Below are 24,562 nucleotides of genomic sequence, written 5' to 3' on the forward strand. Positions count from 1 at the left end.
CAGCAGTGACCCAGCGACAACCGAGCGACGACGCCGTCGTCGTGGTGGGGATCGCCGCGCGCTACCCCGAGGCCGCCGACCTGGCGGAGTTCCGCGCGAACCTCGCAGCGGGCCGGGATTCGGTACGCCCGCTGTCGTGGTCGCGCGCCGAGGCGACCGGACTCGGTCAGCCGTCGAACTACCAGCCGATGGGGTTCGTCGAGGACATCGCCACGTTCGACTACTCCTATTTCACGATGTCGAAGCGAGAGGCGTCACTGATCGACCCGCAGCAACGGCTGGCGCTGGTCCTGGCGTATCAAGCGCTCGAAGATGCCGGCTACTCGGCGACCGACTTCCGGAACAGTGCCACAGCAGTGATCTTCAGTGCCGCGACATCCACGTATCCGGCGATGTGGGCGGAACCAGGGGTGCTGAGCACCCTGGGCAACGTTCCATTCGCGGTACCGGCCCGCATCGCGTACCACCTCGGGCTCACCGGCCCCTGCTACGCCGTCGACTCGGGATGCAACGGTTCGCTGATCGCGGTGCACCACGCCTGCCGGGAACTGCGGTCCGGCGACGCCGATTTCGTTCTCGCGGGCGGTGTGAGCTTGCGGGTGAACGGCATTCGTGCCGATCTGGCCGAGGGCTCGGCTGAACTGATGTCGCCCGGCGGACGTTGCCGGGCATTCGATGCGAGCGCGGACGGTACTGCGGTGGGTGAGGGCGGCGCGGCGCTTCTCCTCACCACGATGGGGCGTGCCCGCGCCGACCGCGTGCCGGTGCACGCCGTGATCCGCGGCACGGCAACGGTGTCGAGTGGTCACTCGTCGGCCACCATCAGCTCACCGAGCGCTCGGGCGCAAGTGGCCGTCATCGAGCGGGCGTGGCGCTCGGCGGGACTGGCGCCGAGTGATGCCGGGTACCTCGAAGCGCACGGTTCGGGGACGCCACTCGGTGATGCCGTGGAACTGGAAGGAATTGCCACGGCGTTCGAGGGCAGGCCGGGCGTTCTGCCGATCGGTTCGGTGAAGACCAACATCGGCCATCTCGACCACGCCGCGGGAGTGTCGGGCCTGGTGAAGGCGATTCTCGCCGTCGAGCACGGTGAGCTGTACCCCTCGCTGCATTTCGACCGGCCCACCGCCGGATTCGACCTCACCGGCAGCGGGATAGAGGTGGTGACCGAGGCTCGGACGTGGAGCGACGAGAACGGGCCTCGGCGGGCCGGTGTCAGCTCGTTCAGTTTGGGGGGTATCAACGCGCATTGCGTGGTGGAGCAGCCGCCGCGGCAGCACTCGGTGTCTCGCGCCGAACACTCTGTCCGGCTCGTGGGTGTGTCGGCGAGAACCGCAGGAGCACTGGCCGCACTCTGTGCCGATCTGGCGGCGGCCGTACGCGGGCACGACCTCGACGACGTCGTCTTCACCCTCAACCGTGGACGCCCGCATCACGAGCACCGGGTGTCGGTGCAGGCGCGGACTATCGGAGAACTGGCAGAGGCATTCGCGGCGCGGGCCGCCGAGATCCACGGTCGGAACGACGATGCCGCGCCCGCCCGCCGAGCACCGTCCGTGGCGTTGCTGCTGTCGCCGGACCGGATGCCGGCCGGACTCCGAGGCCGCACTCTTCCTCCGGAACTACCAGCCACCGGTGACGAGGCGGACCTTCTCGCCGGCCAGATCGCCGCCCATCGGGAACTGCGGGAAGCAGGAGTACCCGTGGACGCCGTCCTCAGCGGTGGGGTGTCGCGCTACGCCGCGAGGTACCTGCTCGGTACGTCGTCCGAGGTCACCGCGGCCGACATCACGGCGGCCGCCGCCAACCCTGCGATAGACACGGGCCGGTTCGTCGCCGTCGCGAAAGACATGCTCGCCGACGGACCCGTCGTGTTCGTGGAGCCGAGCCCGCACGGGCGCCTCGGCCGGTTGCTCGCCGACGCCCTCGGTGACCGAGCGGACGCCGAGATTCTCCGCGCACCGGACACCTCCGAGGCCGTCACGCACCTGCTCGCGAGGCTGTACGAGCGCGGAGTCGATCTCGATTGGGCGGCTCTCGGCGCGGCCGACGAGACCGCTCGGCGGGTGCGGTTGCCCGGGCATCCGATGCGCGGCTCCCGGTGTTGGTACGACCTACCCGGCCAGCCGGACTGGAGCGAGGTTCCCGAAGCGTCACCCCCGGAACCGGAGCGGAAATCGACACTCGCTGCCCCGGCGGACAGTCTGGACTGGTTGCAGACGACACTTCGCGGACTGTTGCACAGCGAGACCGCGGTTGCCGCCGACGACGACTACTTCGAACTCGGTGGCAACTCGCTCATCGCGATGCAACTCGTCGACAAGGTGGCCGAGCAGTACGGGGTCAGGCCCAAGTTGATCGACCTCTACGAGCGGCCCAAGGTCGCGGACTTCGCGGAACTGCTCGCAGCCGGCACTTCCGCGCCCGGCGGGCTGCCCCCGATCACACCGCGCGGACGGCACGTAATGTCCTTCGGCCAGGTACGCATGTGGTTCCACCACCAACTCGACGCCGCCACGACGATCTACAACCTGCCGATGGTGAGCGACTTGCACGGACCGATCGACGAATCGGCCGTTCGCGGAATGTGGGACGACCTCGCCGCACGGCACCGGGTACTGCTGTCCAACTACGTCGACGTCGACGGGGAACCGCAACTGCGAATTCGCGAATCGCTGGGCGACTTCTTCCGGACCGCCGACGTGTCGAACGAGCCGGACCCCGTCGCCGCGGCGCGAGCACTCGTCCACGAAGCGGCGATCGCACCGTTCGACCTGGCCACCGACCCGCTGGTGCGTGCTCTCCTCGTCCGGATCGGCCCGGACGAACATGTCCTGCACGTGACCACCCACCACTCCGTCAACGACGGTGGCTCGCCCCGAATCTTCGAGCACGAACTGCCCGCCCTGTACGCGGCACGTCGGACCGGACGCCCCGCGGATCTCCCGCCACTGTCCATCCAGTACTGGGACTACGCGTTGTGGCAGCGGGAACTGATTGCGAGTGCCGCGCTCGAGCCGGAACTCGACTACTGGCGACACGTACTGGACGATGCCCCGCTGCTGCGGCTCCCCACCGACTTTCCGCGGCCGGAGCGAAAGAACTTCACCGGCGCGTTTCACACGTTCACCATCTCGGCCGAACAGACGGCGCGCCTGCGAACCGTGGCGCGGCGTGAGTCGGTGTCATTGTTCGTGGTGCTCCTCTCCGCGTTCTTCCTCCTCATGGCCAGCCGTAGTCGCCAGCGGGACATCGTCGTCGGGACGCCGACGACGGGGCGCAACCGTCCGGAACTCGCCGGCATGATCGGATACTTCAACAGCACCGTGGCACTGCGCGCCGACCTTTCCGGTGAACCGAGCCTCACGGAACTGTTCGGGCGTGTGCGGGACGTCGTGCTGGGTGCCCTCGAACACCAGGAGATTCCGTTCGACCGTGTCGTCACGGCACTGGCCGGAGACCGCGACGTGAGCCGCACCCCATTGTTCGACGTCTGCCATGTTCACCAGGAGCTGCCTGCATTGCAGTCGCAGCAGGGACTCACCGAGACGCTGTTCGACCAGGAGGATCCTTCGGCCATCGCGTTCGGCGGGGTACCATCCGGCACAGCCAAGTTCGACCTCACCCTCGTCACCACCGAGCGGGGCGGCGAGGACGACATGGCCGCCGGGCTGGAGTTCAGCACGGAACTCTTCACCGAGCAGAGCGCCGCTGCGCTGTGTGCGGAGTACGTCGCCATTCTGGCGGGTATCGTCGATTCTCCCGCGGCACAACCGATCTCTCTCTTCCTCGCCGACTCGCCCGCCGAGTTTCTGTCCCATGGCTTGTCCGAGGCACCTCCGGTGGTCCCGGCCGACCGGCCGCGGCCGACGTCGAGCGGCGCGGAACCGCTGCGCTACTCGGTGGCTCGGGTGACCGCGATTGCCGAGGACGCCCCTGATTTCCCCGAGCTTCTCGCCGCCTGGCTCACGCTCCTCGCGTGGTACACCGCCCAGGACGTGGTGGTAGTCGGCGCAGTCCCGGCCGCAGGGAGTCCGCCGCGACTCCTCGGTGTCGACATGTCCGGTGAACCCTCGTTCCTCGAACTGGTGTCGATGGTTCGCCGTGAGCTGTTCTCGGAGAGCAACATGCAGGATCCTGCAACAGCGCACTTTCCGGTCCGCTGCGACGGAGAACATGCTCCGAGCGACGACCGTCCCGAAGTCTCGTCCGCCGAACTGGCGCTGTCGTGGTCCCGCAGGCAGGGCTCGAATCTCACCCTCGAGCTCGCGTACGCCACCGAACTGTTCGACCGGAGCACGGCAACCGCGATGCTCGACGACCTCGGCCGGCTGGTCCGGGGACTGGTGACGCATCCCGACCTACCAGCCCAGGAGGTGGCGATGGAGTACATGCAGCGAGACGACACCGGTCTTTCCTCGGAGGCGGCGCAATGACTATCGGTGTGGTAGGGGCAGGCACTATGGGCGCCGGGGTGGCCGAATGCTGCGCGCAAGCCGGACACGATGTGATCGTCGTCGAAACCGATTCCCACGCTGCCGAACTCGCGCGCAAGCGAATAGCAGACTCGGTGCGTCTGGCGATACTGCTCGGCCGCAGCGCAGGCCCGAAACCCACCGAGGTGCTCGCGCGCGTGCGATGGACCGATCTGATGTCCGAACTGCAAGATGTATCCGTCGTCGTCGAGTGTGTCCCCGAACGGATCGACCTCAAGGAGAAAATTTTCGCCGAATTGGACCGCTGCTGCGCCGACGCCGTCCTCGCGTCGTGCACCTCGGGCATCCCGGTCGACCTCATCGCGGCGAGTACCTCGAGGCCGGAACGGGTTGTCGGCCTGCACTTCATGAACCCGGCGCCGCTGAAGGACACCGTGGAAGTAGTGGCCGGGCCTCGGACGTCACAGCACACCCTGGACGAGGTGCGGGAACTTCTCGCCTCGTTGAACAAGACCGGCATCATCGTGGGCGACGGGCCCGGATTCGTGCTGAATCGCGTACTCATGTTGTGTATCGCCGAGGCGGCGGCTTCCGTCGACGCCGGTATCGCCGACCCCGAAACCGTCGACGCACTGTTCGAGGGCTGCCTCGGCCATCCGATGGGACCGCTGCGCACCGCGGACCTCATCGGCCTCGACAACGTGCAGGACACGATGACCACTCTCCAGACGCTGACCGGCGACGACCACTACCGCCCGCCCGCCTCGCTCACTGCGCTGGTCGACGCCGGCCACCTGGGGCGTAAAACCGGGCGAGGCTTCCATGACTACCGATGAGCGACCGACTACCGATCAGCGACCGACTACCGGTGCTGAACTGCCTCTTACCTACGACCAGCTCGCAGTGCTCGAGAGTGTGCAGAGCGACCCTACTTTCGCGTTGTATCTCGAACTCGAAGGCTCGCTGGTCGAAGACACATTCTGCACCGCACTGCGGCAGACCCTGACCGAATGCGGCTGCCTGCACGCCACCTTCGGTGGCCCCGAACTTCGCCAGAACACCGGAACCGGCCACGTGTCCGAGCCCGAGGTGATCGATGCAACCACCTCCGACGACGCCGACTCGCTGGTAGCGACGTGGATCGCTCGCGAGCTGGAACGGAACCTGAACATCGCCACCGGCCCGCTGTACGTTCACGTCCTCTTCCGGATGCCACACGGACGCTACGGCTGGTTCCAGCGCTATCACCGTCTGGTCAACGACGAGCCGGGCATGGCGGCGATCGTCCGCCGCACCGCCGACGCCTACGAATCCGCGGGCACCGGGAAGAGCCTGCCCCCCGTCGAGACGTGGCCGTTCGTGTCCCCGTCGACACTGCTCGCGTCCGACGCCCGCTACCGGGAAAGTGCTGCGTGGCCCGAAGACCGCCGATACTGGGAGCAACTGCTCGCCGGTGTGCCGCGTGCGAAGATGTTGTCCGATCAGGCCTCTTCCGGTGAGGATCATCGCCGCATCACGATGTCCACGGACGGCGCCGCGTCGCGACTCGCACGCCGAAGCGGTGGCGGCACGGCAGCTGTCCTGATCGCAGCGCTAGCCCTCTACTGGCACAGCAGCACAGGAGTCGACGACGTGCTGCTCGGCTACCGGGCGCACGGGACGACGATGCCGGTCAGGATCGCCCTCGCCGCGCACCACACCTTCGACGCGGTGACAAGGCAGGTGGGCCTGCAACTGCGACGATCTCGCCGACGGCGCTTCCTCGCCGCGACCGACGCTGCGATGCTCGGGCAGGACTGGTACTCGGTGGCGTGTGAAGTGCGGGAACCATTCGGTGTCGAGCGGATCGGGAACTGCGCCGTCACCCTCGTGAAGCGGTGGGACGCACCCGGTATGGCGGCGTTCTTCGCGGTCGAGGACCGGGACGGCACGTGGTCCGTCGATGTACACGATCTGGCCGATCCGCAGCATTTCGACCGCATCCTCACGGCCGCGATGCAGGCGCCGGAAGTGCCGGTGGCACGCCTGGACGTCCTCGACTCGGTCGAGCGTGGGGTGTTGGTTCCGGTGCGGGGTGGGCGGGGTGTGGGTGTGCGGGTGTTGCCGGAGATTTTGGGTGGGGGTGTGGCGGTGGATCCGGGGGCGGTGGCGGTGTCGTTCGGGGGTGTGGAGGTGTTGTATCGGGAGCTTGACGAGTGGTCGTCGCGGTGGGCGAGGGTGTTGATCGGTCGGGGTGTGGGGCCGGAGTCGGTGGTGGCGGTGGGGTTGGGGCGGTCGGTGGAGTTGGTGGTGGCGGTGTGGGCGGTGGCGAAGTCGGGTGGGGCTTTTCTGCCGGTGGATCCGGGGTTGCCGGAGGTTCGGGTTCGGGAGATGTTGGTGGATTCGGGTGCGGTGGTGGGGTTGTCGGTGTCGGGTGGGGTGTTGTCTGGTGTGGTGGAGTGGTTGTGTGTTGATGATTCGGTTGTGGTGGAGGGTTTTTCGTCGGGTCCGGTGTTGGATGGGGAGCGGGTGCGGCCGTTGCGGGCGGGTCATGCGGCGTATGTGATGTATACGTCGGGGTCGACGGGTCGGCCGAAGGGTGTGGTGGTGACGCATGCGGGGTTGGCGAATTTGGCTGTGGAGGAGCGGGTTCGGTTCGGGGTGACGTCGGGTTCGCGGGTGTCGCAGGTGTCGTCGCCGAGTTTTGATGCGTCGGTGTACGAGTGGTTGATGGCGTTTTCGGTGGGGGCGCGGTTGGTGGTGGTGCCGCCGGAGGTGTTTGGGGGTGCGGGTTTGGCGGCGGTGTTGGAGGCGGAGGGGGTGTCGCATTGTTTTGTGACGCCGTCGGTGTTGGCGACGTTGGGGTCGGGGGAATCGGGTGGGGGGTTGCTTCGGTCGGTGCGGGTGTTGGTGGTGGCGGGGGAGGTGTGTGCGCCGGAGTTGGTGGCGCGGTGGGCGCCGGGGCGGGAGTTTTTCGATGCGTATGGGCCGACGGAGGTGACGGTGCAGGCGACGGTGAGTGCGCCGTTGGTGGTGGGGGGTGTGGTGTCGGTGGGTGGTCCGGGGGTGGGGGTGGAGGTGGTGGTGTTGGACGGGTGGTTGCGTCCGGTGCCGGTGGGGGTGGTGGGGGAGTTGTATGTGGCGGGGGTGGGTCTTGCGCGGGGGTATCACGGGCGGGTGGGGTTGACGGCGGCGTCGTTTGTGGCGAATCCGTTCGGGGGTTCTGGGTCGCGGGTGTATCGGACGGGGGATGTGGTTCGGTGGGTTGCGGTGGGGGTGTTGGAGTTTGTGGGGCGGGTGGATGGGCAGGTGAAGGTGCGGGGTCAGCGGGTGGAGTTGGGGGAGGTGGAGGCGGTGTTGGCGCGGTGTCCGGGGGTGGTTCGGGCGGCGGCGGTGGTGCGGGAGGGTCGGTTGGTGGGGTATGTGGTGCCGGAGGTGGGGGTGCGGGTGGATCCGGATGTGGTGGTGGAGTGGATGAAGGTGGTGGTGCCGGGGTATGTGGTGCCGTCGGTGGTGGTGGTGTTGGGGGAGTTGCCGGTGACGGTGAGTGGGAAACTCGACCGCGCAGCACTACCGGAACCGGAACTTTCGCACCAACCCCACAGGCCTGCGCGCACCGCAGCCGAGGAGACGTTGGCATTGGTTTTCGCCGAGGTACTCGGAATCGACGGGGTGGGATTCGACGACTCGTTCTTCGCGCTGGGCGGCGACAGCATTCTGTCGATCCGGCTGGTGTCGCGGGCCAAGGCACGCGGACTGGTGTTCACCCCGCAGCAAGTGTTCGAGCACCGGACCGTGGCCGCGCTGGCAGCGCAATCGGAGATAGCGGACAGCGAGACACCCGTTTCCCTCCCCGAACTCGCCGGCGGCGGAATCGGCACCTTCCCACCCACCCCCGTGGTGCAGTACCTGTTGGGGCGAGGCGGTCACTTCGAGCGGTTCAGTCAGAGCCTGCTGCTCACGCTCCCCGCCGGGATCGACGAAGAGGGACTTGTCGCGGTCGTCACCGCGGTGATCGCACGTCACGACATGCTGCGATCCCGCCTGCACCGAGATGCGCACGGACAGTGGCAAATGCAGACGCGCCCGGGCACCGAGGTGGATGCGGCGTCACTGATCCGTCGCGTCGGTTACGACTCCTCGGTCGAGACCGACGCGGTGGTGGCACTCGTAACGACCGAGCACCAGGCGGCAGTCGAGAGACTGCGCCCCTCCGACGGCGTCGTCGTCCAATTCGTGTGGCTCGATCCGGAACCGGCGGCGCTGTCATCCGGAACGAGTAACCACACCGCTCCGGGTCGATTGGTCGTGGTGGCTCATCACCTCGCCGTCGACGGGGTGTCCTGGCGAATTCTGCTGCCCGACTTCGCCACTGCCTGGTCCCGGATATCGGCCGGGCACGCGGCGATCCTGCCGGAGCCGGGAACGTCGATGCGCCGATGGGCGTACGCACTGGCGGAGGAGGCGCAGCGCGGCGAGCGGGTCGCCGAGTTGCAGTGGTGGCGAAGCGTCGTCGACGGGCCGGACCCCCTGATCACCGACCGCCCCCTGAATCCCGCGGTGGACGTGGCAACGACGATTCGTGACGTGAGGATCGAGGTGTCGGCCGAAGACACCTCCGTGCTGTTGACAACCCTCCCGGAGTTGTACCACGGCGGTGCCAACGACCTGCTCGTGGCAGCCCTGGCGTTGGCGTTGTCGAGGTGGCGACGCGAGCGGGGCATCTCGGCGTCGTCGATGCTGGTCCGATTGGAAGGGCACGGGCGGGAGCAGTACGTGGTGCCGGGCGCCGACCTGTCCCGCACCGTCGGCTGGTTCACGACGATCTTCCCCGTCCGCCTAGACCTCGCCGGCATCGACCTCGACGACGCGTTCGCCGGCGGCCGGGCCATGGGCCAGACAGTCAAGGTGGTCAAGGAGCAACTGCGGGCCGTGCCCGACATGGGCATCGGTTACGGCCTCCTCCGCTACCTCAACCCCGGCACTGCGGACCGGCTGCCGAAGACTGAACCCGGGCAGATCAGTTTCAACTATCTCGGCCAGGTTCCGGACGCGCCGGCCGGTAGTGCTGTGGGGTGGGCACCCGTTGAAGGATTCGGCGACCTGCACTACGTTCCGGACCCCGACATGCCCGCGTCGGCCGCACTCGAAGTCAACGCGATCGTGGTCGGCGGACGACTCCGGTTGAGCGTCGGTTACCCGGACACCCTGTTGGTGCGCGAGGACGTCGAGCGGTTCGCAGGTCGGTGGCGCGAGGCCTTGTCTGCGCTGATCACTCATGCCCGCAGCCCAGAGGCGGGAGGTCTCACCCCGTCCGATGTTCCGCTCGTCGCCGTCACTCAGGGCGACCTCGATGCGTGGAAGGGGCGCTTCGGGACTCTCACCGATGTGTGGCCGCCCGCACCGCTGCAGGCCGGGCTGCTCTTCCACGCCCTCATGGCGAAACCCGCGATCGATGCCTACACCGTTCAGGTGTCGCTGCACCTGAAGGGTGTCGTCGATCCGGTGCGGATGCGCCACGCGGCACAGGCACTGCTGGACCGGCACGCAAATCTGCGGGTGGCGTTCGTGCCTGCCTCAGACGGGTCGTTGGTGCAGGTGGTCCCGGTAACCGTCGACGTGCCGATCCACGAAGTCGATCTGACGGAACTCCCCGAGGACGCACGCGGCGCAGAACTGGATCGGATCCTCACTGCCGACCGCACCACGGCATTCGACATGTCCCGGGCACCGCTGATGCGATTTCTTCTCGTGTCCACCGGACCCGACGAATGCCGGCTGGTCTGGACGAATCACCACACCCTGCTCGACGGATGGTCGATGCCGCTCGCGATGCGGGATCTCCTTGCCCTGTACGTGGCAGATGCGGAGGAAACTCTGCCGAGACCGCGGCCCTATCGGGACTTCCTGACCTGGTTGCACCACCGAAATCCGGAGGAGTCGCGGGGCGTGTGGGCGGCCGCTCTCGCCGGCATCGACGGACCGACGCTGCTGCTTCCGGAGGCGCGGGGACGGCCCTTGTCGGCCCCGCCCGCCCAGGCGCAGTTCCCACTCGCCGAGAGCCTGACCGCGGAACTCGCGGCGCTGGCCCGCGAGCGCGACGTGACACTGAATACGGTGACCCAGGTGGCGTGGGGACTCCTGCTGAGCGGGGCCACGTCCCGGTCCGATGTCACGTTCGGAGGCACGGTATCCGGCCGGTCGCCGCACCTGGCCGGCGCCCCGTCGATGATCGGATTGTTCGCCAACACCGTCCCTGTCCGTATCACCACGGACGCCCGGGAGACGTTGGGCGAACTGCTCGAACGAACGCAAACGGAGCAGGCGGCGCTGTTCGACCACCACCACCTGGGCCTCGCTGACATCCAACGCGCCGCCGGACCCCATCTCGGATTCGACACCGCAACCGTCTTCGAGTCGTACCCCATCGATCGAGGCGGGCTGACCGCGGACACCGACCTGGCCGGTATGCGAATCGTCGACGTCAGTGGCGTCGACGCCACGCACTACCCGCTGAGCGTGGCCTTCTCGGTGGACACCCAACTGCGCATGACCTTCCACTACCTCCCCGACCTGATCGATGCGGCCACGGTCGAGACGATCGCCGCACGGGTCACCCGCGTATTCGAGGCGATGGCAACCGATCCGGACACGCGCCTGGCGCAACTCGACCTGCTGAGTCGGGTCGAGCGTGGGGTGTTGGTTCCGGTGCGGGGTGGGCGGGGTGTGGGTGTGGGTGTGCGGGTGTTGCCGGAGATTTTGGGTGGGGGTGTGGCGGTGGATCCGGGGGCGGTGGCGGTGTCGTTCGGGGGTGTGGAGGTGTTGTATCGGGAGCTTGACGAGTGGTCGTCGCGGTGGGCGAGGGTGTTGATCGGTCGGGGTGTGGGGCCGGAGTCGGTGGTGGCGGTGGGGTTGGGGCGGTCGGTGGAGTTGGTGGTGGCGGTGTGGGCGGTGGCGAAGTCGGGTGGGGCTTTTCTGCCGGTGGATCCGGGGTTGCCGGAGGTTCGGGTTCGGGAGATGTTGGTGGATTCGGGTGCGGTGGTGGGGTTGTCGGTGTCGGGTGGGGTGTTGTCTGGTGTGGTGGAGTGGTTGTGTGTTGATGATTCGGTTGTGGTGGAGGGTTTTTCGTCGGGTCCGGTGTTGGATGGGGAGCGGGTGCGGCCGTTGCGGGCGGGTCATGCGGCGTATGTGATGTATACGTCGGGGTCGACGGGTCGGCCGAAGGGTGTGGTGGTGTCGCATGAGGGGTTGGCGAATTTGGCTGTGGAGGAGCGGGTTCGGTTCGGGGTGCCGTCGGGTTCGCGGGTGTCGCAGGTGTCGTCGCCGAGTTTTGATGCGTCGGTGTACGAGTGGTTGATGGCGTTTTCGGTGGGGGCGCGGTTGGTGGTGGTGCCGCCGGAGGTGTTTGGGGGTGCGGGTTTGGCGGCGGTGTTGGAGGCGGAGGGGGTGTCGCATTGTTTTGTGACGCCGTCGGTGTTGGCGACGTTGGGGTCGGGGGAATCGGGTGGGGGGTTGCTTCGGTCGGTGCGGGTGTTGGTGGTGGCGGGGGAGGTGTGTGCGCCGGAGTTGGTGGCGCGGTGGGCGCCGGGGCGGGAGTTTTTCGATGCGTATGGGCCGACGGAGGTGACGGTGCAGGCGACGGTGAGTGCGCCGTTGGTGGTGGGGGGTGTGGTGTCGGTGGGTGGTCCGGGGGTGGGGGTGGAGGTGGTGGTGTTGGACGGGTGGTTGCGTCCGGTGCCGGTGGGGGTGGTGGGGGAGTTGTATGTGGCGGGGGTGGGTCTTGCGCGGGGGTATCACGGGCGGGTGGGGTTGACGGCGGCGTCGTTTGTGGCGAATCCGTTCGGGGGTTCTGGGTCGCGGGTGTATCGGACGGGGGATGTGGTTCGGTGGGTTGCGGTGGGGGTGTTGGAGTTTGTGGGGCGGGTGGATGGGCAGGTGAAGGTGCGGGGTCAGCGGGTGGAGTTGGGGGAGGTGGAGGCGGTGTTGGCGCGGTGTCCGGGGGTGGTTCGGGCGGCGGCGGTGGTGCGGGAGGGTCGGTTGGTGGGGTATGTGGTGCCGGAGGTGGGGGTGCGGGTGGATCCGGATGTGGTGGTGGAGTGGATGAAGGTGGTGGTGCCGGGGTATGTGGTGCCGTCGGTGGTGGTGGTGTTGGGGGAGTTGCCGGTGACGGTGAGTGGGAAACTCGACCGCGCAGCACTACCGGAGCCCGGCGCCACGGCGCGTCGCTTCCGGGCTCCCGCCACCCCTGTCGAAGCCGTCGTGGCCGGTGTATTCGGCGACGTCCTCGGAATCGAACAGGTCGGCGCCGACGACGACTTCTTCCGCTTGGGCGGCGACTCACTGTCCGCCACCCGCGTGGTCGCCCGGGTCGACGCGGCACTCGACGTCGACGTCGGACTGCACGCCCTCTTTTCGGCACCAACCGTGACAGGGTTCGCGGCGCGTACCGCGAAAGCCGCTGTGCGCGCCGAGCGGCCGGTGTTGGAGGCCGGACGACGTCCGGACCGAGTCCCGTTGTCGCTGGCTCAGACTCGCATGTGGTTCCTCAACCAATTCGACACCTCCTCGCCCGCCTACAACATCGCCATGGCGTTCCGACTCACCGGCGCACTCGATGTCGACGCGTTGCGTGCGGCGGTGACCGACGTGGTGGAGCGGCACGAATCGCTCCGCACCCGCTTTCCGATGGTCGACGGTGAACCGGTGCAGGTGATCCTCCCTCGAGCGGCGCCGGACCTGCTCGAGGTCAGGGTGGCCAGCGAGGCGGAGTTACGCGAGCGCCTGTCGGTGTCGGTGTCGGAAGGCTTCGACGTCACGGAACAAGTCCCTGTGCGAGCGGCCTTGTTCGAGACCACCCACACCGAGCGAGTGCTCCTGGTGGTGGTGCACCACATCGTCGCGGACGGAGCGTCGATGGTCCCGCTCGCACGTGACGTGCTGGCGGCCTACACCGCCCGGACCCGTGGGCACGCCCCGGAGTGGCAGCCCCTGGCGGTCCAGTACGCCGACTTCACCCTCTGGCAGCGGCAACTGCTCGGTTCGGAAGACGATCCGCAGTCGCTGGTGTCGAGGCAGCTGGCCTACTGGCGGAAGGCGCTGGCCGGTCTCCCCGCCGCATTGGATCTGCCCGCCGACCGTCCGCGTCCGATGCAACGGACACCGGGCGGGAGCCGAGTGGGATTCGAGATCGATGCCGACCTGCATCGTCGGATGACGGCGCTGGGGTCAGCGCACCAGTCGACGCTGTTCATGGTCGCGCACGCGGCCCTGGCCGCGTTCCTGGCCCGAATGTCCGCTTCCGAGGACATCGCCGTCGGAACCCCGATCGCCGGGCGCGGCGAGGCCGCACTGGACGACGTGGTCGGGATGTTCGTCAATACGGTGGTGCTACGCACCGCCATCCGCTCCGAAAGCACGTTCACCGAACTGCTCGAGCAGGTGCGAGACGTCGACCTCGGCGCCTACGCCCACGCGGAGGTGCCGTTCGAGAAGGTCGTCGAAGCGCTCGATCCTCCTCGCTCGACGGCGCATTCGCCGCTCTTCCAGGTACTCCTCGAGTTCCAGAACGTGGAGCACTCCGACTTGTCGCTGCCGGGCGTCGACGTGACGGGCATCGATCTCGGTGCGACCATTGCACGATTCGACTTTCAGCTGACCCTCTCCGAGGAGTACGCCGACGACGGCTCACCCTCAGGCATCAGGGCCGCATTCACCTATGCCACGGACCTTTTCGATGCCGACACCGTCGCGGGGTTGGCCGACCGTTTCGTCCGGATGCTCGACGCCGCGGTCGACGACCCCTCGGTCCGGTTGGGGAACCTCGACATAATGGACGCCCTCGAACGGGATGAACTCGCACCGATGCGGGGGGCACTCGCGGTTCCCGAACGGACGCTGGCGGAAGTGCTCGTCGCAGGCGCTGCCGTGGACGCCGACGCCATTGCGCTCTCCTGCGACGGCGTCACGGTCTCGTACCGGGAACTCGACGAACGCTCCAACCGGCTGGCCAGGGCCCTCGTCGACCGGGGTGCCGATCCGGACTCCTTTGTCGCCGTCGGGGTGCCGCGGTCGATCGAATCGGTGCTGTCGGTGTGGGCGGTCGCGAAGTCGGGAGCGGCGTACGTACCGATCGACCCCGCGCTGCCTACCGCCCGCAGCGCGGCGATGCTCGAGGATTCCGGCGCAGTGCTGGGGCTGACCGTATCGGCGCACCGCGAGCGCCTGCCCGGCACGGTGGAGTGGTTGCTGCTCGACGACCCCGACGTCGAGAACACGTATCCCAGTGATCGAGTGACCGACGACGACCGCCTGCGGCCGTTGCGCACCGAGCATGCCGCCTTCCTGCTCTACACCTCCGGTTCGACGGGCACACCGAAGGGCGTCGTAGTTCCGCACACAGGTCTGGCAAACCTCGTCGTCGAGGAGCGGGAACGCTTCGCAGCGATGCACGGCGCCCGGGTGTCACACCTGGCGTCGCCGAGTTTCGACGCGTCCGTCTTCGAATTGCTGATGGCGCTCACTGTCGGAGCGACGCTGGTGATCGTGCCGCCCACCGTGTTCGGGGGCCGTGAGCTGGCCGAACTCCTCGCGGCTGAAGGGGTCACGCACGCGTTCTTCACCCCCACGATTCTCGAGACGGTGAACCCCGAGGACCTTCCGGCCCTGCGGATTCTCGCAGTGGCCGGTGAACGGTTCGCACCCGAACTGGCGAACCGTTGGACGGCAGGTCGATTCGTCTTCAACGGCTACGGCCCCACCGAGGCGACGATACAGACGACGGTCAGCGAGGCGCTGTCGCCCGACGAGCCGGTGACCGTCGGCGGCCCGGGTCGCGGCGTCGACGTGGTAGTCCTGGATTCTTGGTTGCAGCCGGTTCCTGTGGGTGTGGTGGGCGAACTGTATGCGGCGGGTCCGGGACTGGCGCGCGGCTACCATCGGCGTCCGGGCATGACGGCGGCGTCGTTCGTGGCGCATCCCTTCGACGTTCCCGGCTGCCGGATGTACCGCACCGGTGACCTCGTGCGGTGGACCGAAGTCGGCCGACTGGAATACGTGGGCCGCAACGACTTCCAGGTGAAGATCCGAGGTCAGCGGGTGGAGCTGGGCGAGATCGAGTCGGTACTGGCCCGCTGTGCCGGAGTCGGGCGAGCAGCGGTCGCCAGGCACGACGGCACCGTCGATCGCCTGGTGGGATACGTTGTGCCGGAAGCCGGTGCGAGCATCGACACCGCCGAGGTGCTTCGGTATGCCGCATCTCATCTCGCGCCCTACATGGTGCCCGGTCAGGTGGTGGTGCTCGACGAACTGCCGGTCGGCCGCACGGGCAAGCTGGACCGGCGGGCACTTCCCGCGCCGGTACTCGCGTCCAGGGCATTCCGGGCGCCCGCGACTGCGCTCGAGGAAGCGGTCGCGGAGGTGTTCGCCGATGTGCTCGAGGTGGAACGCGTCGGAGCCGACGACGACTTCTTCGCCCTGGGCGGCAACTCCCTGGTCGCAACGCGGGTGGCGTCCGCACTGCGGGACCGGCTCGGCACGGACGTGGCACTGCAATGGATCTTCCGCGACCCCACCCCCGAAGGGCTGGCGCGCCGCATCGTCGACCCGTCGACACTCGGCGCCGGCGCGACCGACGACGTGTTGAACGTCGTCGTCCCGCTGCGGTCCGGTGGAACACGTCCCGCTCTGTTCTGCGTGCACCCCGCAGGCGGACTCGCACTCGGATACGCCGGACTGATTCGGTACCTCGCGCCGGACAGGCCGGTGTACGGGCTGCAGCTGCCCATCCTGAGCGGAGGCGCGACGTTCGAGTCGATGAAACACCTGGCGCACCGCTACGCCGTCGAGATGCGGGCGGTTCAGCCCCGAGGTCCGTACCACCTTCTGGGATGGTCACTCGGGGGTGTGATCGCGCACGCGATCGCCGTCGAATTGCGGGAGTCCGGCGCGGACGTCGGAACTCTCGCGATGATGGACAGCTATCCGGCGGAGGGGGACGACCTCGGTGACCTCGAGGTCGACGCCGAGGAGTGGTTGCACGGACTGGGTGTCGACTTCGAGGGCAGCGGTGACGCCGACACGTCGTACCGAGAGCAGTTGGTCGAGATGCTCAGCCGATCGTTCGGCCGCGACCCCGCGTTCGCGTCGACCCTCCTGAGCCGCATCAGCACGGGCCTCGAGAACTCGAAGCAGATCTCCACCGGACACCGGCCTCGCGTGTTCGACGGCGACCTGCTGTTCTTCGGCGCCGCGCAGGCCGCGGACGACGAGAGCGAACGACCGTCGCCGAGCGTGTGGCAGCCCGTGGTGACCGGCGTGATCATCGAGAACGAGGTGGAGTGCGATCACCTGCGGATGACCACACCGGAGGCGTTCGCGGTGATCGGGCCCATCCTGGAACGAACCCTGCGCTCACGCCCCGATGACGGTCCAGGACTGGTGTAGCTCCTGCGGTAGGTAGGCGGCTTCGAGCGGTCGAATGACGCCCTGGCTGTGGCCGGCACTTCCCGGCCTGCACTTCCCATCGAGGTCGCCGGGCCACCTGCTTGTCGCGGTTCCGCAGAACCGGTGTAAAGATGAATTGATGACCGACAACGACCGCCCCGACGAGCGATTCACACTCGCCAGTGAGCGGACGTTCCTGGCGTGGATGCGGAGTTCGCTTGCCCTGCTCGCAGGTGGTCTCGCGATGATGCACCTCGTACCGGAATTCAGTACGAGCTGGGTGCGGACAACGCTCGGGCTGATCCTCATCGGCTCGGCCGCGGCCGCGGCGCTCGTGGGTTTGCGACGGTGGTCTCAGGTGGAGAAGGCGCTCCGAGAGGGAGCGCCGATGCCCCCGCCCCACGAACTGAGGCTGTTTGCCGTGGCACTGACGGTGGTGGCACTGGGAGCTGGGGTCGCCAGCGTGGTCGCCGTTCTCTAACCTGCAGAAGAGGTTTGCATGTCGCGAACCGGACGTGAAGACGAAGGAGTGCACGGTGGCCCACGAGCTCAAGCTTGGATACAAGGCATCTGCGGAGCAATTCGGTCCGCGTGAGTTGGTGGAGCTGGGTGTTCTCGCGGAGGCACACGGGATGGATTCGGCGACGGTGTCGGATCATTTTCAGCCGTGGCGGCACGAGGGTGGTCATGCGCCGTTCTCGATCGCGTGGATGACGGCGGTGGGGGAGCGGACGGAGCGGCTTCAGTTGGGGACGTCGGTGATGACGCCGACGTTCCGGTACAACCCGGCGGTGATCGCGCAGGCGTTCGCGACGATGGGGTGTCTGTACCCGGGTCGCGTGATGCTCGGCGTCGGTACCGGTGAAGCGCTCAACGAGATCGCGACAGGTTTCGCGGGTCAGTGGCCGGAGTTCAAGGAGCGGTTCGCGCGGCTGCGGGAGTCGGTGCGGTTGATGCGCGAGCTCTGGCTCGGGGACCGCGTCGATTTCGAGGGCGAGTACTTCAGCACGAAGGGTGCGTCGATTTACGACGTGCCCGAGGGCGGGATCCCGGTGTACATCGCGGCGGGCGGTCCGGTCGTCGCCCGGTATGCGGGGCGGTCCGGGGACGGGTTCATCTGCACCTCGGGCAAGGGCATGGAGCTGTACACCGAGAAGTTGCTCCCTGCGGTCGCGGAGGGTGCGGAGAAGGCGGAGCGGGATGTCGCCGAGATCGACAAGATGATCGAGATCAAGATTTCGTACGACACCGATCCGGACCTGGCGCTGGAGAACACCCGGTTCTGGGCGCCGTTGTCGTTGACGCCGGAGCAGAAGCACTCGATCGATGATCCGATCGAGATGGAGAAGGCAGCGGATGCGTTGCCGATCGAGCAGGTCGCGAAACGGTGGATCGTGGCGTCGGATCCGGATGAGGCGGTCGCCCAGATTCAGCCGTATCTCGATGCGGGGCTCAATCACCTGGTGTTCCATGCTCCCGGGCACGATCAGAAGCGGTTCCTGGAGCTGTTCGAACGCGACCTCGCCCCCCGGCTGCGCGGATAGGCGGCTACGCCGCCTGTGAGTGGTTAGCGAGTGCAGGGACTCGTCAACCACTCACGGGCGCGGAGCGCCTCAGAGCATGTTCACCCGCTTGTACAGGCGCTTGGACGGCCCGCCCAAGAGGTCGGCGTCAGCGAGGAAGCGCATCAGCGGCTGAGAGCTTTCGCGGACTTTCGCGGCGCGGAAGGTGTTGTTCTTCGCCTCGCGCAGAGCGCGGTCGGTGTCGAGTCCGGCGGCAGCATAGACGGCGGGATTGATCATGCTCGACACGATCAGGTTCGCCGCGATCGCGATGGCGCCGCGGCTCGCGGCCCGGCGGGCCTTGCTGGTGCCGGCCGCGCGGCGCAGCGTCTCCTCACGGGCGAAGCGCATGTGCCGGGCTTCTTCGACCACGTGAATCTTGCTGGTCACCCGGACGATCGGCTGGACGCGTGTGTCTTTCATCCAGTCCCGCTGCATGACATCGAGGATTTCTTCGGCGACCAGAATGCCGGCGTAGGCGACTTCTCCCGAAGCGAGGGCCTTGAAGCCGCGACCCAGGTTGACCACTGCACGGCGGGGAACATACGACGGGCAACCGAACTTCTCGGCGGTACGAGCGAACATCACAGAATGCCGGCATTCGTCGGCGACCTCGGTGAGCGCGAACTGGAAGTGCGCCTGCGAGGCGTCCTTGGCGTACATGTCCCGGATGACCATCTGCTGCAGGATCATCTCGAACCAGATGCCGGTGCCCATGATCGACGACACCTCGTGCTTGGTCAGGGTGATCTGCTGCTCGAACGTCATTTCGTTCCACAGCGGGGTTCCGAACAGCGTGGACCATTCCGGTGTCAGGCCGTACAGGTCGTCAGGGACCGGCGCATCCCAGTCGACCTCGACCATGGGGTCGTACGACATCCTCGCGGACGAGTCGAGGAGCCGTGTACCCGTGTCCTGGCGATCGGTGATCCTCGGGTTGCGAAGCTCGAGCGTAGATCGGGGCATGAGCATCCTCCATATCAGTGTGACGAGACGTAACATGTAATATGGCCCTCGGAACGCTTTACGTCAAGGCGTCGCGTGTACAGATGCTAGACGCACTCGCTGTTGTGTCCTACCATTCAAGTGGCGGGTGATGATCGCCACATGCGTTCCACGGAACTTGCTGAATGTTTGCTGATGGTCTCTAGTGGTGTGGGCCCGCAGTCGGGCCGCGCTGATCCGAGGGACAACGCGGACCCGAGCGAACAAGCTCCCGAACCGCAACGCGCAGGGTTCGGGATCGGCCGACGGCCCTTCCCCCGACTCGGGCCGTCGGCCGTCTCCACACCCGCTCACCCCAGCGGGTGTGGAGACAACCCAGCCGCCCCGCGGCCCTTCGTCGAAGAAAGTTGGATGAGCCATGCCCGATCAGAAGTCCGTGGAACCCGATGTCGTCGTCGGCGCCCGCGTCCGGGTGCGGCGTGACGCGGATACGACAGCACAGGGCGTGGTGATCGAGGATTTCGCGGAACTGACCGTGTCGGGCGAGTCGCTCGGCCGCGATTGGGCGCCGGTCCACCGGTGGGCGGTCGCTCTCGACGATGGGCGTCTCGTGTTCGTCGACGACAGCGAACTCGACGTCGACACCGAAGCTCGTCGAGCGGACGGCGACTGACTCGGCCAGCTGATGCCGACGCGATCTGACGTGTCAGTGGACGCCGTGCAGGCGGTTCATCGCACGGTGCAGCTCGTCTTCGGTGAGTGCGGGTACGCCCAAGGCGCCATGCCCCTGCCGGGTTGCGCGTAGACCGTCGAGCGCGAAACCGAGCACTCGCTTCCACAGCTCGGGTGATTCGGCGCTGGCGAAGTCGGCGGCGGCCTGAACAGCTTGGGTGAGCAGCGGTAGATCGGTGCTCTCGAAGTCGTCGCGTAGTGCCCCGGCCTCCTTGGCGCGTTCGACGAGGGCTGCGGTCCGTCGGTGGATTTCCCCCTGGGCCGTGCCCACCGCCCCGGCCAGTTTTCCCTGGGTTGCGGGATCGCCGAGGCTGTGCGGCAATGCCCTGCCTGCCACCACCAGGTCGCGGAGGCCGCGGTCCTGCGCCAGCATTCGCGTGCTCTCGGTGAAGAAGTAGACGAGTCCCTCCCAGGGGTCGGGCATCGATTCTGCTGCCGTCGAGACCTCGACGACGTCCTGGAGTCGCGAGACGAACAGGTGCTCGATCAGCTGATCCTTGCTCGCGAATCGGCGGTAGACGGTCCCGACCCCGACGCCGGCGTGTTCTGCGACCTCGGCCAGTGTCGCCTCGAGGCCCCGGGACGTGAAGACCTCTCTCGCCGAAAGCAGGATGCGTTCGAGGTTTGCCCGTGCGTCGCTGCGGAGCGTGCGGTCTGTCTGTGGGGCCATGTCGCGAGCCTACCGTATCCGGAACCGGGTGTTCCGTTTATGTTATTCTCTTAACCGGAATGACAGATTCCGTTTATCTGAGAGGGCAACAGCGATGACAGTGGTGCGCGAACAACCGGCAGTGATGGGCCAGGGGATCGATCGGCGATGGTTGATCCTCGGGGTGTTGGCCATCGCCCAACTGATGGTCGTCCTCGATGCCACGATCGTGAACATTGCGCTGCCCGACGCGCAGCAGTCGCTGGGATTCAGCGACGGGCAGCGTCAATGGGTCGTGACGGCATACTCATTGGCTTTCGGAAGTCTGCTCTTGCTCGGTGGCAGGATCAACGACCTCTGCGGCCGCAAGAACTCGTTCATCAGCGGTCTGATCGGTTTCGCGGCCGCGTCCGCTCTGGGCGGGTGGGGTCCGAACTTCGAGATACTCGTGCTCGCGCGCGCCTTGCAGGGTGTGTTCGGCGCGCTGTTGGCGCCGGCCGCGCTGTCGCTGTTGACGGTGACGTTCGCAGGGTCGGCTGATCGTACCCGGGCCTTCGGTGTGTTCGGAGCCATCTCGGGAGCAGGTGGCGCGATCGGCCTGCTGATGGGCGGCGTTCTCACCGAATACCTTTCATGGCATTGGTGCCTGTACGTCAACGTCGCCTTCGCGCTCGTAGCGCTCGTCGGTGCAATCGTGTTCCTGCCCGCGCACGAGAAGGGCAGCAACACGAAGAGTCTGGATTGGTGGGGCACAGTGTCCGTGACGGCCGGACTGTTCTTCCTCGTGTACGGATTCGCCAACTCGGAGAGTCACGGTTGGTCCGACGTGATGACGCTGACGTTCCTCGGGGCGGGGATCGTTCTGCTCACCCTGTTCGTATGGATTGAGACCAAGGTTCGTCATCCCTTGTTGCCGATGCGGGTGCTGACCGATCGGTTGCGCGGAGCCTCATATCTGGTGATGCTGATTTCGGCGGTAGGCATGTTCGGGATCTTCCTGTTCCTCACCTACTACCTCCAGCAGATGCTCGGATACAGCCCGATCAGCACCGGCATCGCCTTTCTGCCGATGGTTGCGTCGATCGCCCTGAGTGCCTCCTTTTCCGGAGCGGTGCTGGCCACTCGATTCAGCCCTCGTATACTCGTCACGTCCGGTCTCCTCCTGTCTGCAGTGGGCATGGCATTCCTGACCACGATCGACATCGACAGTGCCTACCTCACCGGCATCCTGCCGGGCCTTCTCGCGGTGGGACTCGGCCTCGGCTTCGTCTTCTCGAGCGCGATGGCCTCCTCCACGGCGGGAGTCCGAGCCGACGACGCCGGAGTCGCCTCGGCCACGGTGAACACCGCGCAGCAAGTCGGTGGTTCGATCGGGATCGCCCTGCTCAGCAGTGTCGCGGCCACCGCGGCAGACAACTTCGGTGCCAAGCATGCAGCAGCGGCGTCCGGGGATCCGGCCGCGGTCGCGCGACAACTCGCCGAGGGGGCGGCGTTGGTCAGTTACCACTCCGCGTTCTGGGTAGCCGCAGCATTCTTCGCCGTCGGTGCGTTGGTGTCGGCAGCCTTGTACCGCAACGAGATTCCGCAGCAGGACCCGGATTCGGAACCGGTTCTCGCTCACTGACCGGGTCGGTCCATGGGTTACTGACCGGGTCGGCCCAGGCCAAATTCGTCGAGTTACTGAGTGACCAATTACTGTGACGGATTGGCACGGAACATCCATGAGGCACGTGTTTCAATTCGCGCCAGTGCCCTACATTCGCCCACACAGGCCTGTTCGATGATCTCGCTGGGATCCATTTCGTAACGGAGCGCCTCGCCGCTCGTATAAAGTCACAGCGTCCCGACGATACAGCGCAGGGGGCAGAATCGATGTGGCGAGGCTTCAGGGCGTTGATGGCGACGGTGTTCGGCGTCGTGTTTCTCGGGTTTACACTTCCGGTGCCGGCGAGCGCCGAACCGTTCTATCCATGGCCCGACCCGGACCCGTTCTACCTTGCTCCCGCGAATCTCGGGGCAAGTCAACCGGGCGACGTGGTTCGTACTCGACGGATCGACACGTGGATGTACGCCAACTCAGATGGCTGGCAAGTCGCGTTCCGTTCGACGAATTCGGCTGGGAATCCCATTCTGGCGGTCACGACGGTGCTCCTTCCCCGGGGTGTTGCGAATCCGCCGTTGGTGTCGTATCAGGCGATCGTCAACTCGTTGGGAACCAAGTGCGCGCCGTCGCGGGCGCTGTTCAATTTGGAGATGCAGGAATCGCCGGGGATGTATCTGGGCCTGCAGCGGGGGTGGGCCGTCTCGGTGCCCGATCACCTCGGCCCTACCGGTGCGTACGGTGCGGCCAAGCTCGGCGGCATGATCACGCTGGACAGCATTCGCGCGGTGCAGCGAGTATCCGAATTGGGTCTCGAGAATAGTCCCGTTGCGCTGGCGGGCTACTCGGGAGGGGGAATGGCCAGTGCCTGGGCGGCGGCGCTCGCACCGACCTATGCTCCGGAGCTCGAGCTCGCCGCAGTGGTGCAGGGCGGGATTCCAGCGGACCTCGAACAGATGGCCGAGGGGCTGGGTTTCAACCCGCATCCGGGATTCGGGCTCGCTTTCGCGGCGGCCATCGGCCTCGAGCGTGAGTACCCGGATCGGCTGCCTGTGTCATCGCAGCTCAATGAGACAGGTCTGTGGTTGCGGGAATGGATGGGCAATGAGTGCCGGCGATTTCTTCTGTTCCACGGCGCTTTCCGGAACGCCGGACAGCTGGCCGCGTCGACCAGTCTGATGGCGAGTTCGAACGCGCGGGAGGTGTTACGGGAGAACAGTCTCCGATATTTCGAGGGTGTGCCGACGGCGCCGGTCTACATGTGGCACGGCACGCTCGATGGGCTCACCCCATTCGATTCGGTGGCGGACGTGGCCCGTCGATACTGCGGAGCAGGAGCGAAGCTGACGTTCGTGCCGTACGACATCTCGGAGCACATGACCACTGCAGTGGTTGGTTTCCCGGATGCGTACGAGTACATCGCGGCGCGATTCCGGGGAGAGCCCGCGCCAACGCGGTGCTGAGGTGGGCCGTCGCCCCGACCCGAGCAGCCGCGAAAGCGTTAGGGACAGAGCCGATCGGGCTGCGGACGAGTGGGTCGAAGCCGAGCTACCGCTACCTATGATCACGTTGCCATGCGCGGAGGATGTCGGTGCCGAGGGTCGCTTTGACGGCGCAAAGTCGTTTCAGGTCCGATCGTCGCGGGATCATCGCGGCTTGGAGCATTGACAGGAATCTGTTCCGATGGACGCCGAATTTGATGAACAGTTCCTCGGCGTCGGCTCCGCCATAGGGTGCCCACTCGATGGCGAAGGCCACAAGCGCTCGGTCGGACTGGCTGAGTGACTGCACGTTGGTGAGAAGGTCGCAGACACGGAGGCAATGCCGTACCCAGTCGAGGTCCCGCGAGCGTTGTGTGGTGTCTGCCCGGACGGGGACCCGGCGGGCCTCCCGGTCGCCGATCCGGCCGCGCGTGGTGTGCGCTCGACATGGGACATCGGATCCTGCGACGGGGACGGTCGACGTGGTCGAGGGTGCGGCAGTGGTTTCGAGCATGGGTGCCTCTGATGTGTGACGATTCGGTCGGGTCCTCCCATGATCATGCGTACGCGCGGATCCGGGACCGACCATCCGGCGGGGTGGGGTGCCTATTTCGGTGTCCGCGCACGACTGCGGAACCGATCCACGCAGGCCGGTGTGGTCCTCGTTGCGGGGAATGTGACCCACGCCATGTCACGAATTTTCCGCGCATGTGAAATACCGACCGGTAGGTGTACTT

11 protein-coding genes are annotated in these 24,562 nt (G+C 66.8%); 8 read left to right on the forward strand and 3 right to left on the reverse strand.

What is annotated here, in order from left to right; genetic code table 11:
- Nucleotides 1–5: 5 nt before the first annotated feature.
- The 5 genes from NOF53_RS16450 to fgd all read left to right on the forward strand — a co-directional run bounded on the left by NOF53_RS16450 (nucleotide 6) and on the right by fgd (nucleotide 18,400).
- Nucleotides 6–4,436, forward strand: a complete 4,431-nt coding sequence (locus NOF53_RS16450; RefSeq protein ID WP_255970611.1) for a condensation domain-containing protein — start codon at nucleotides 6–8, stop codon at nucleotides 4,434–4,436.
- Entirely contained in the window at nucleotides 4,433–5,272 is an 840-nt protein-coding gene (locus NOF53_RS16455; RefSeq protein ID WP_255970613.1) for a 3-hydroxyacyl-CoA dehydrogenase family protein, read from the forward strand. Before NOF53_RS16450 ends, NOF53_RS16455 begins: the two co-directional genes overlap by 4 nt.
- Nucleotides 5,259–16,856: a non-ribosomal peptide synthetase gene (locus NOF53_RS16460; RefSeq protein WP_255970614.1), complete on the forward strand. Its 11,598-nt coding sequence runs from the start codon at nucleotides 5,259–5,261 to the stop codon at nucleotides 16,854–16,856. The genes NOF53_RS16455 and NOF53_RS16460 overlap by 14 nt, the downstream gene beginning before the upstream one ends.
- 139 nt (nucleotides 16,857–16,995) lie before the next feature.
- Nucleotides 16,996–17,337 carry a YidH family protein gene (locus tag NOF53_RS16465; protein ID WP_255970615.1) on the forward strand — a complete coding sequence of 114 codons (342 nt, stop codon included), beginning with the start codon at nucleotides 16,996–16,998 and terminating at the stop codon, nucleotides 17,335–17,337.
- Between the two features lie 55 nt (nucleotides 17,338–17,392).
- The gene (gene fgd, locus NOF53_RS16470) at nucleotides 17,393–18,400 is read left to right on the forward strand and encodes a glucose-6-phosphate dehydrogenase (coenzyme-F420) (protein WP_255970616.1); all 1,008 of its coding nucleotides are present in this window, start codon (nucleotides 17,393–17,395) and stop codon (nucleotides 18,398–18,400) included.
- 69 nt (nucleotides 18,401–18,469) lie between these two features.
- Here fgd and NOF53_RS16475 read toward each other — a convergent pair whose 3' ends face one another.
- Complete coding sequence (locus NOF53_RS16475) at nucleotides 18,470–19,384, reverse strand: AurF N-oxygenase family protein (protein ID WP_255970617.1); 915 nt, start codon at nucleotides 19,382–19,384, stop codon at nucleotides 18,470–18,472.
- A 397-nt stretch (nucleotides 19,385–19,781) separates the two neighbouring features.
- Between NOF53_RS16475 and NOF53_RS16480 the strand changes: the two genes are divergently transcribed.
- Nucleotides 19,782–20,036: a hypothetical protein gene (locus NOF53_RS16480; protein ID WP_255970618.1), complete on the forward strand. Its 255-nt coding sequence runs from the start codon at nucleotides 19,782–19,784 to the stop codon at nucleotides 20,034–20,036.
- Nucleotides 20,037–20,069: 33 nt separating this feature from the next.
- Here NOF53_RS16480 and NOF53_RS16485 read toward each other — a convergent pair whose 3' ends face one another.
- Nucleotides 20,070–20,765, reverse strand: a complete 696-nt coding sequence (locus tag NOF53_RS16485) for a TetR/AcrR family transcriptional regulator (protein WP_255970619.1) — start codon at nucleotides 20,763–20,765, stop codon at nucleotides 20,070–20,072.
- A 94-nt stretch (nucleotides 20,766–20,859) separates the two neighbouring features.
- On the opposite strand from NOF53_RS16485, the gene NOF53_RS16490 reads away from it, so the two are divergent.
- Both NOF53_RS16490 and NOF53_RS16495 read left to right on the forward strand, forming a co-directional pair.
- Complete coding sequence (locus NOF53_RS16490; protein WP_255970621.1) at nucleotides 20,860–22,368, forward strand: MFS transporter; 1,509 nt, start codon at nucleotides 20,860–20,862, stop codon at nucleotides 22,366–22,368.
- A gap of 248 nt (nucleotides 22,369–22,616) precedes the next feature.
- Nucleotides 22,617–23,807 carry a lipase family protein gene (locus NOF53_RS16495; RefSeq protein ID WP_445263534.1) on the forward strand — a complete coding sequence of 397 codons (1,191 nt, stop codon included), beginning with the start codon at nucleotides 22,617–22,619 and terminating at the stop codon, nucleotides 23,805–23,807.
- A 91-nt stretch (nucleotides 23,808–23,898) separates the two neighbouring features.
- Here NOF53_RS16495 and NOF53_RS16500 read toward each other — a convergent pair whose 3' ends face one another.
- Entirely contained in the window at nucleotides 23,899–24,339 is a 441-nt protein-coding gene (locus NOF53_RS16500) for a hypothetical protein (protein ID WP_255970623.1), read from the reverse strand.
- Nucleotides 24,340–24,562: the final 223 nt, after the last annotated feature.

The sequence above is a fragment of the Rhodococcus tibetensis genome, assembly GCF_024438035.1.
Lineage (GTDB): Bacteria > Actinomycetota > Actinomycetes > Mycobacteriales > Mycobacteriaceae > Rhodococcus_F > Rhodococcus_F tibetensis.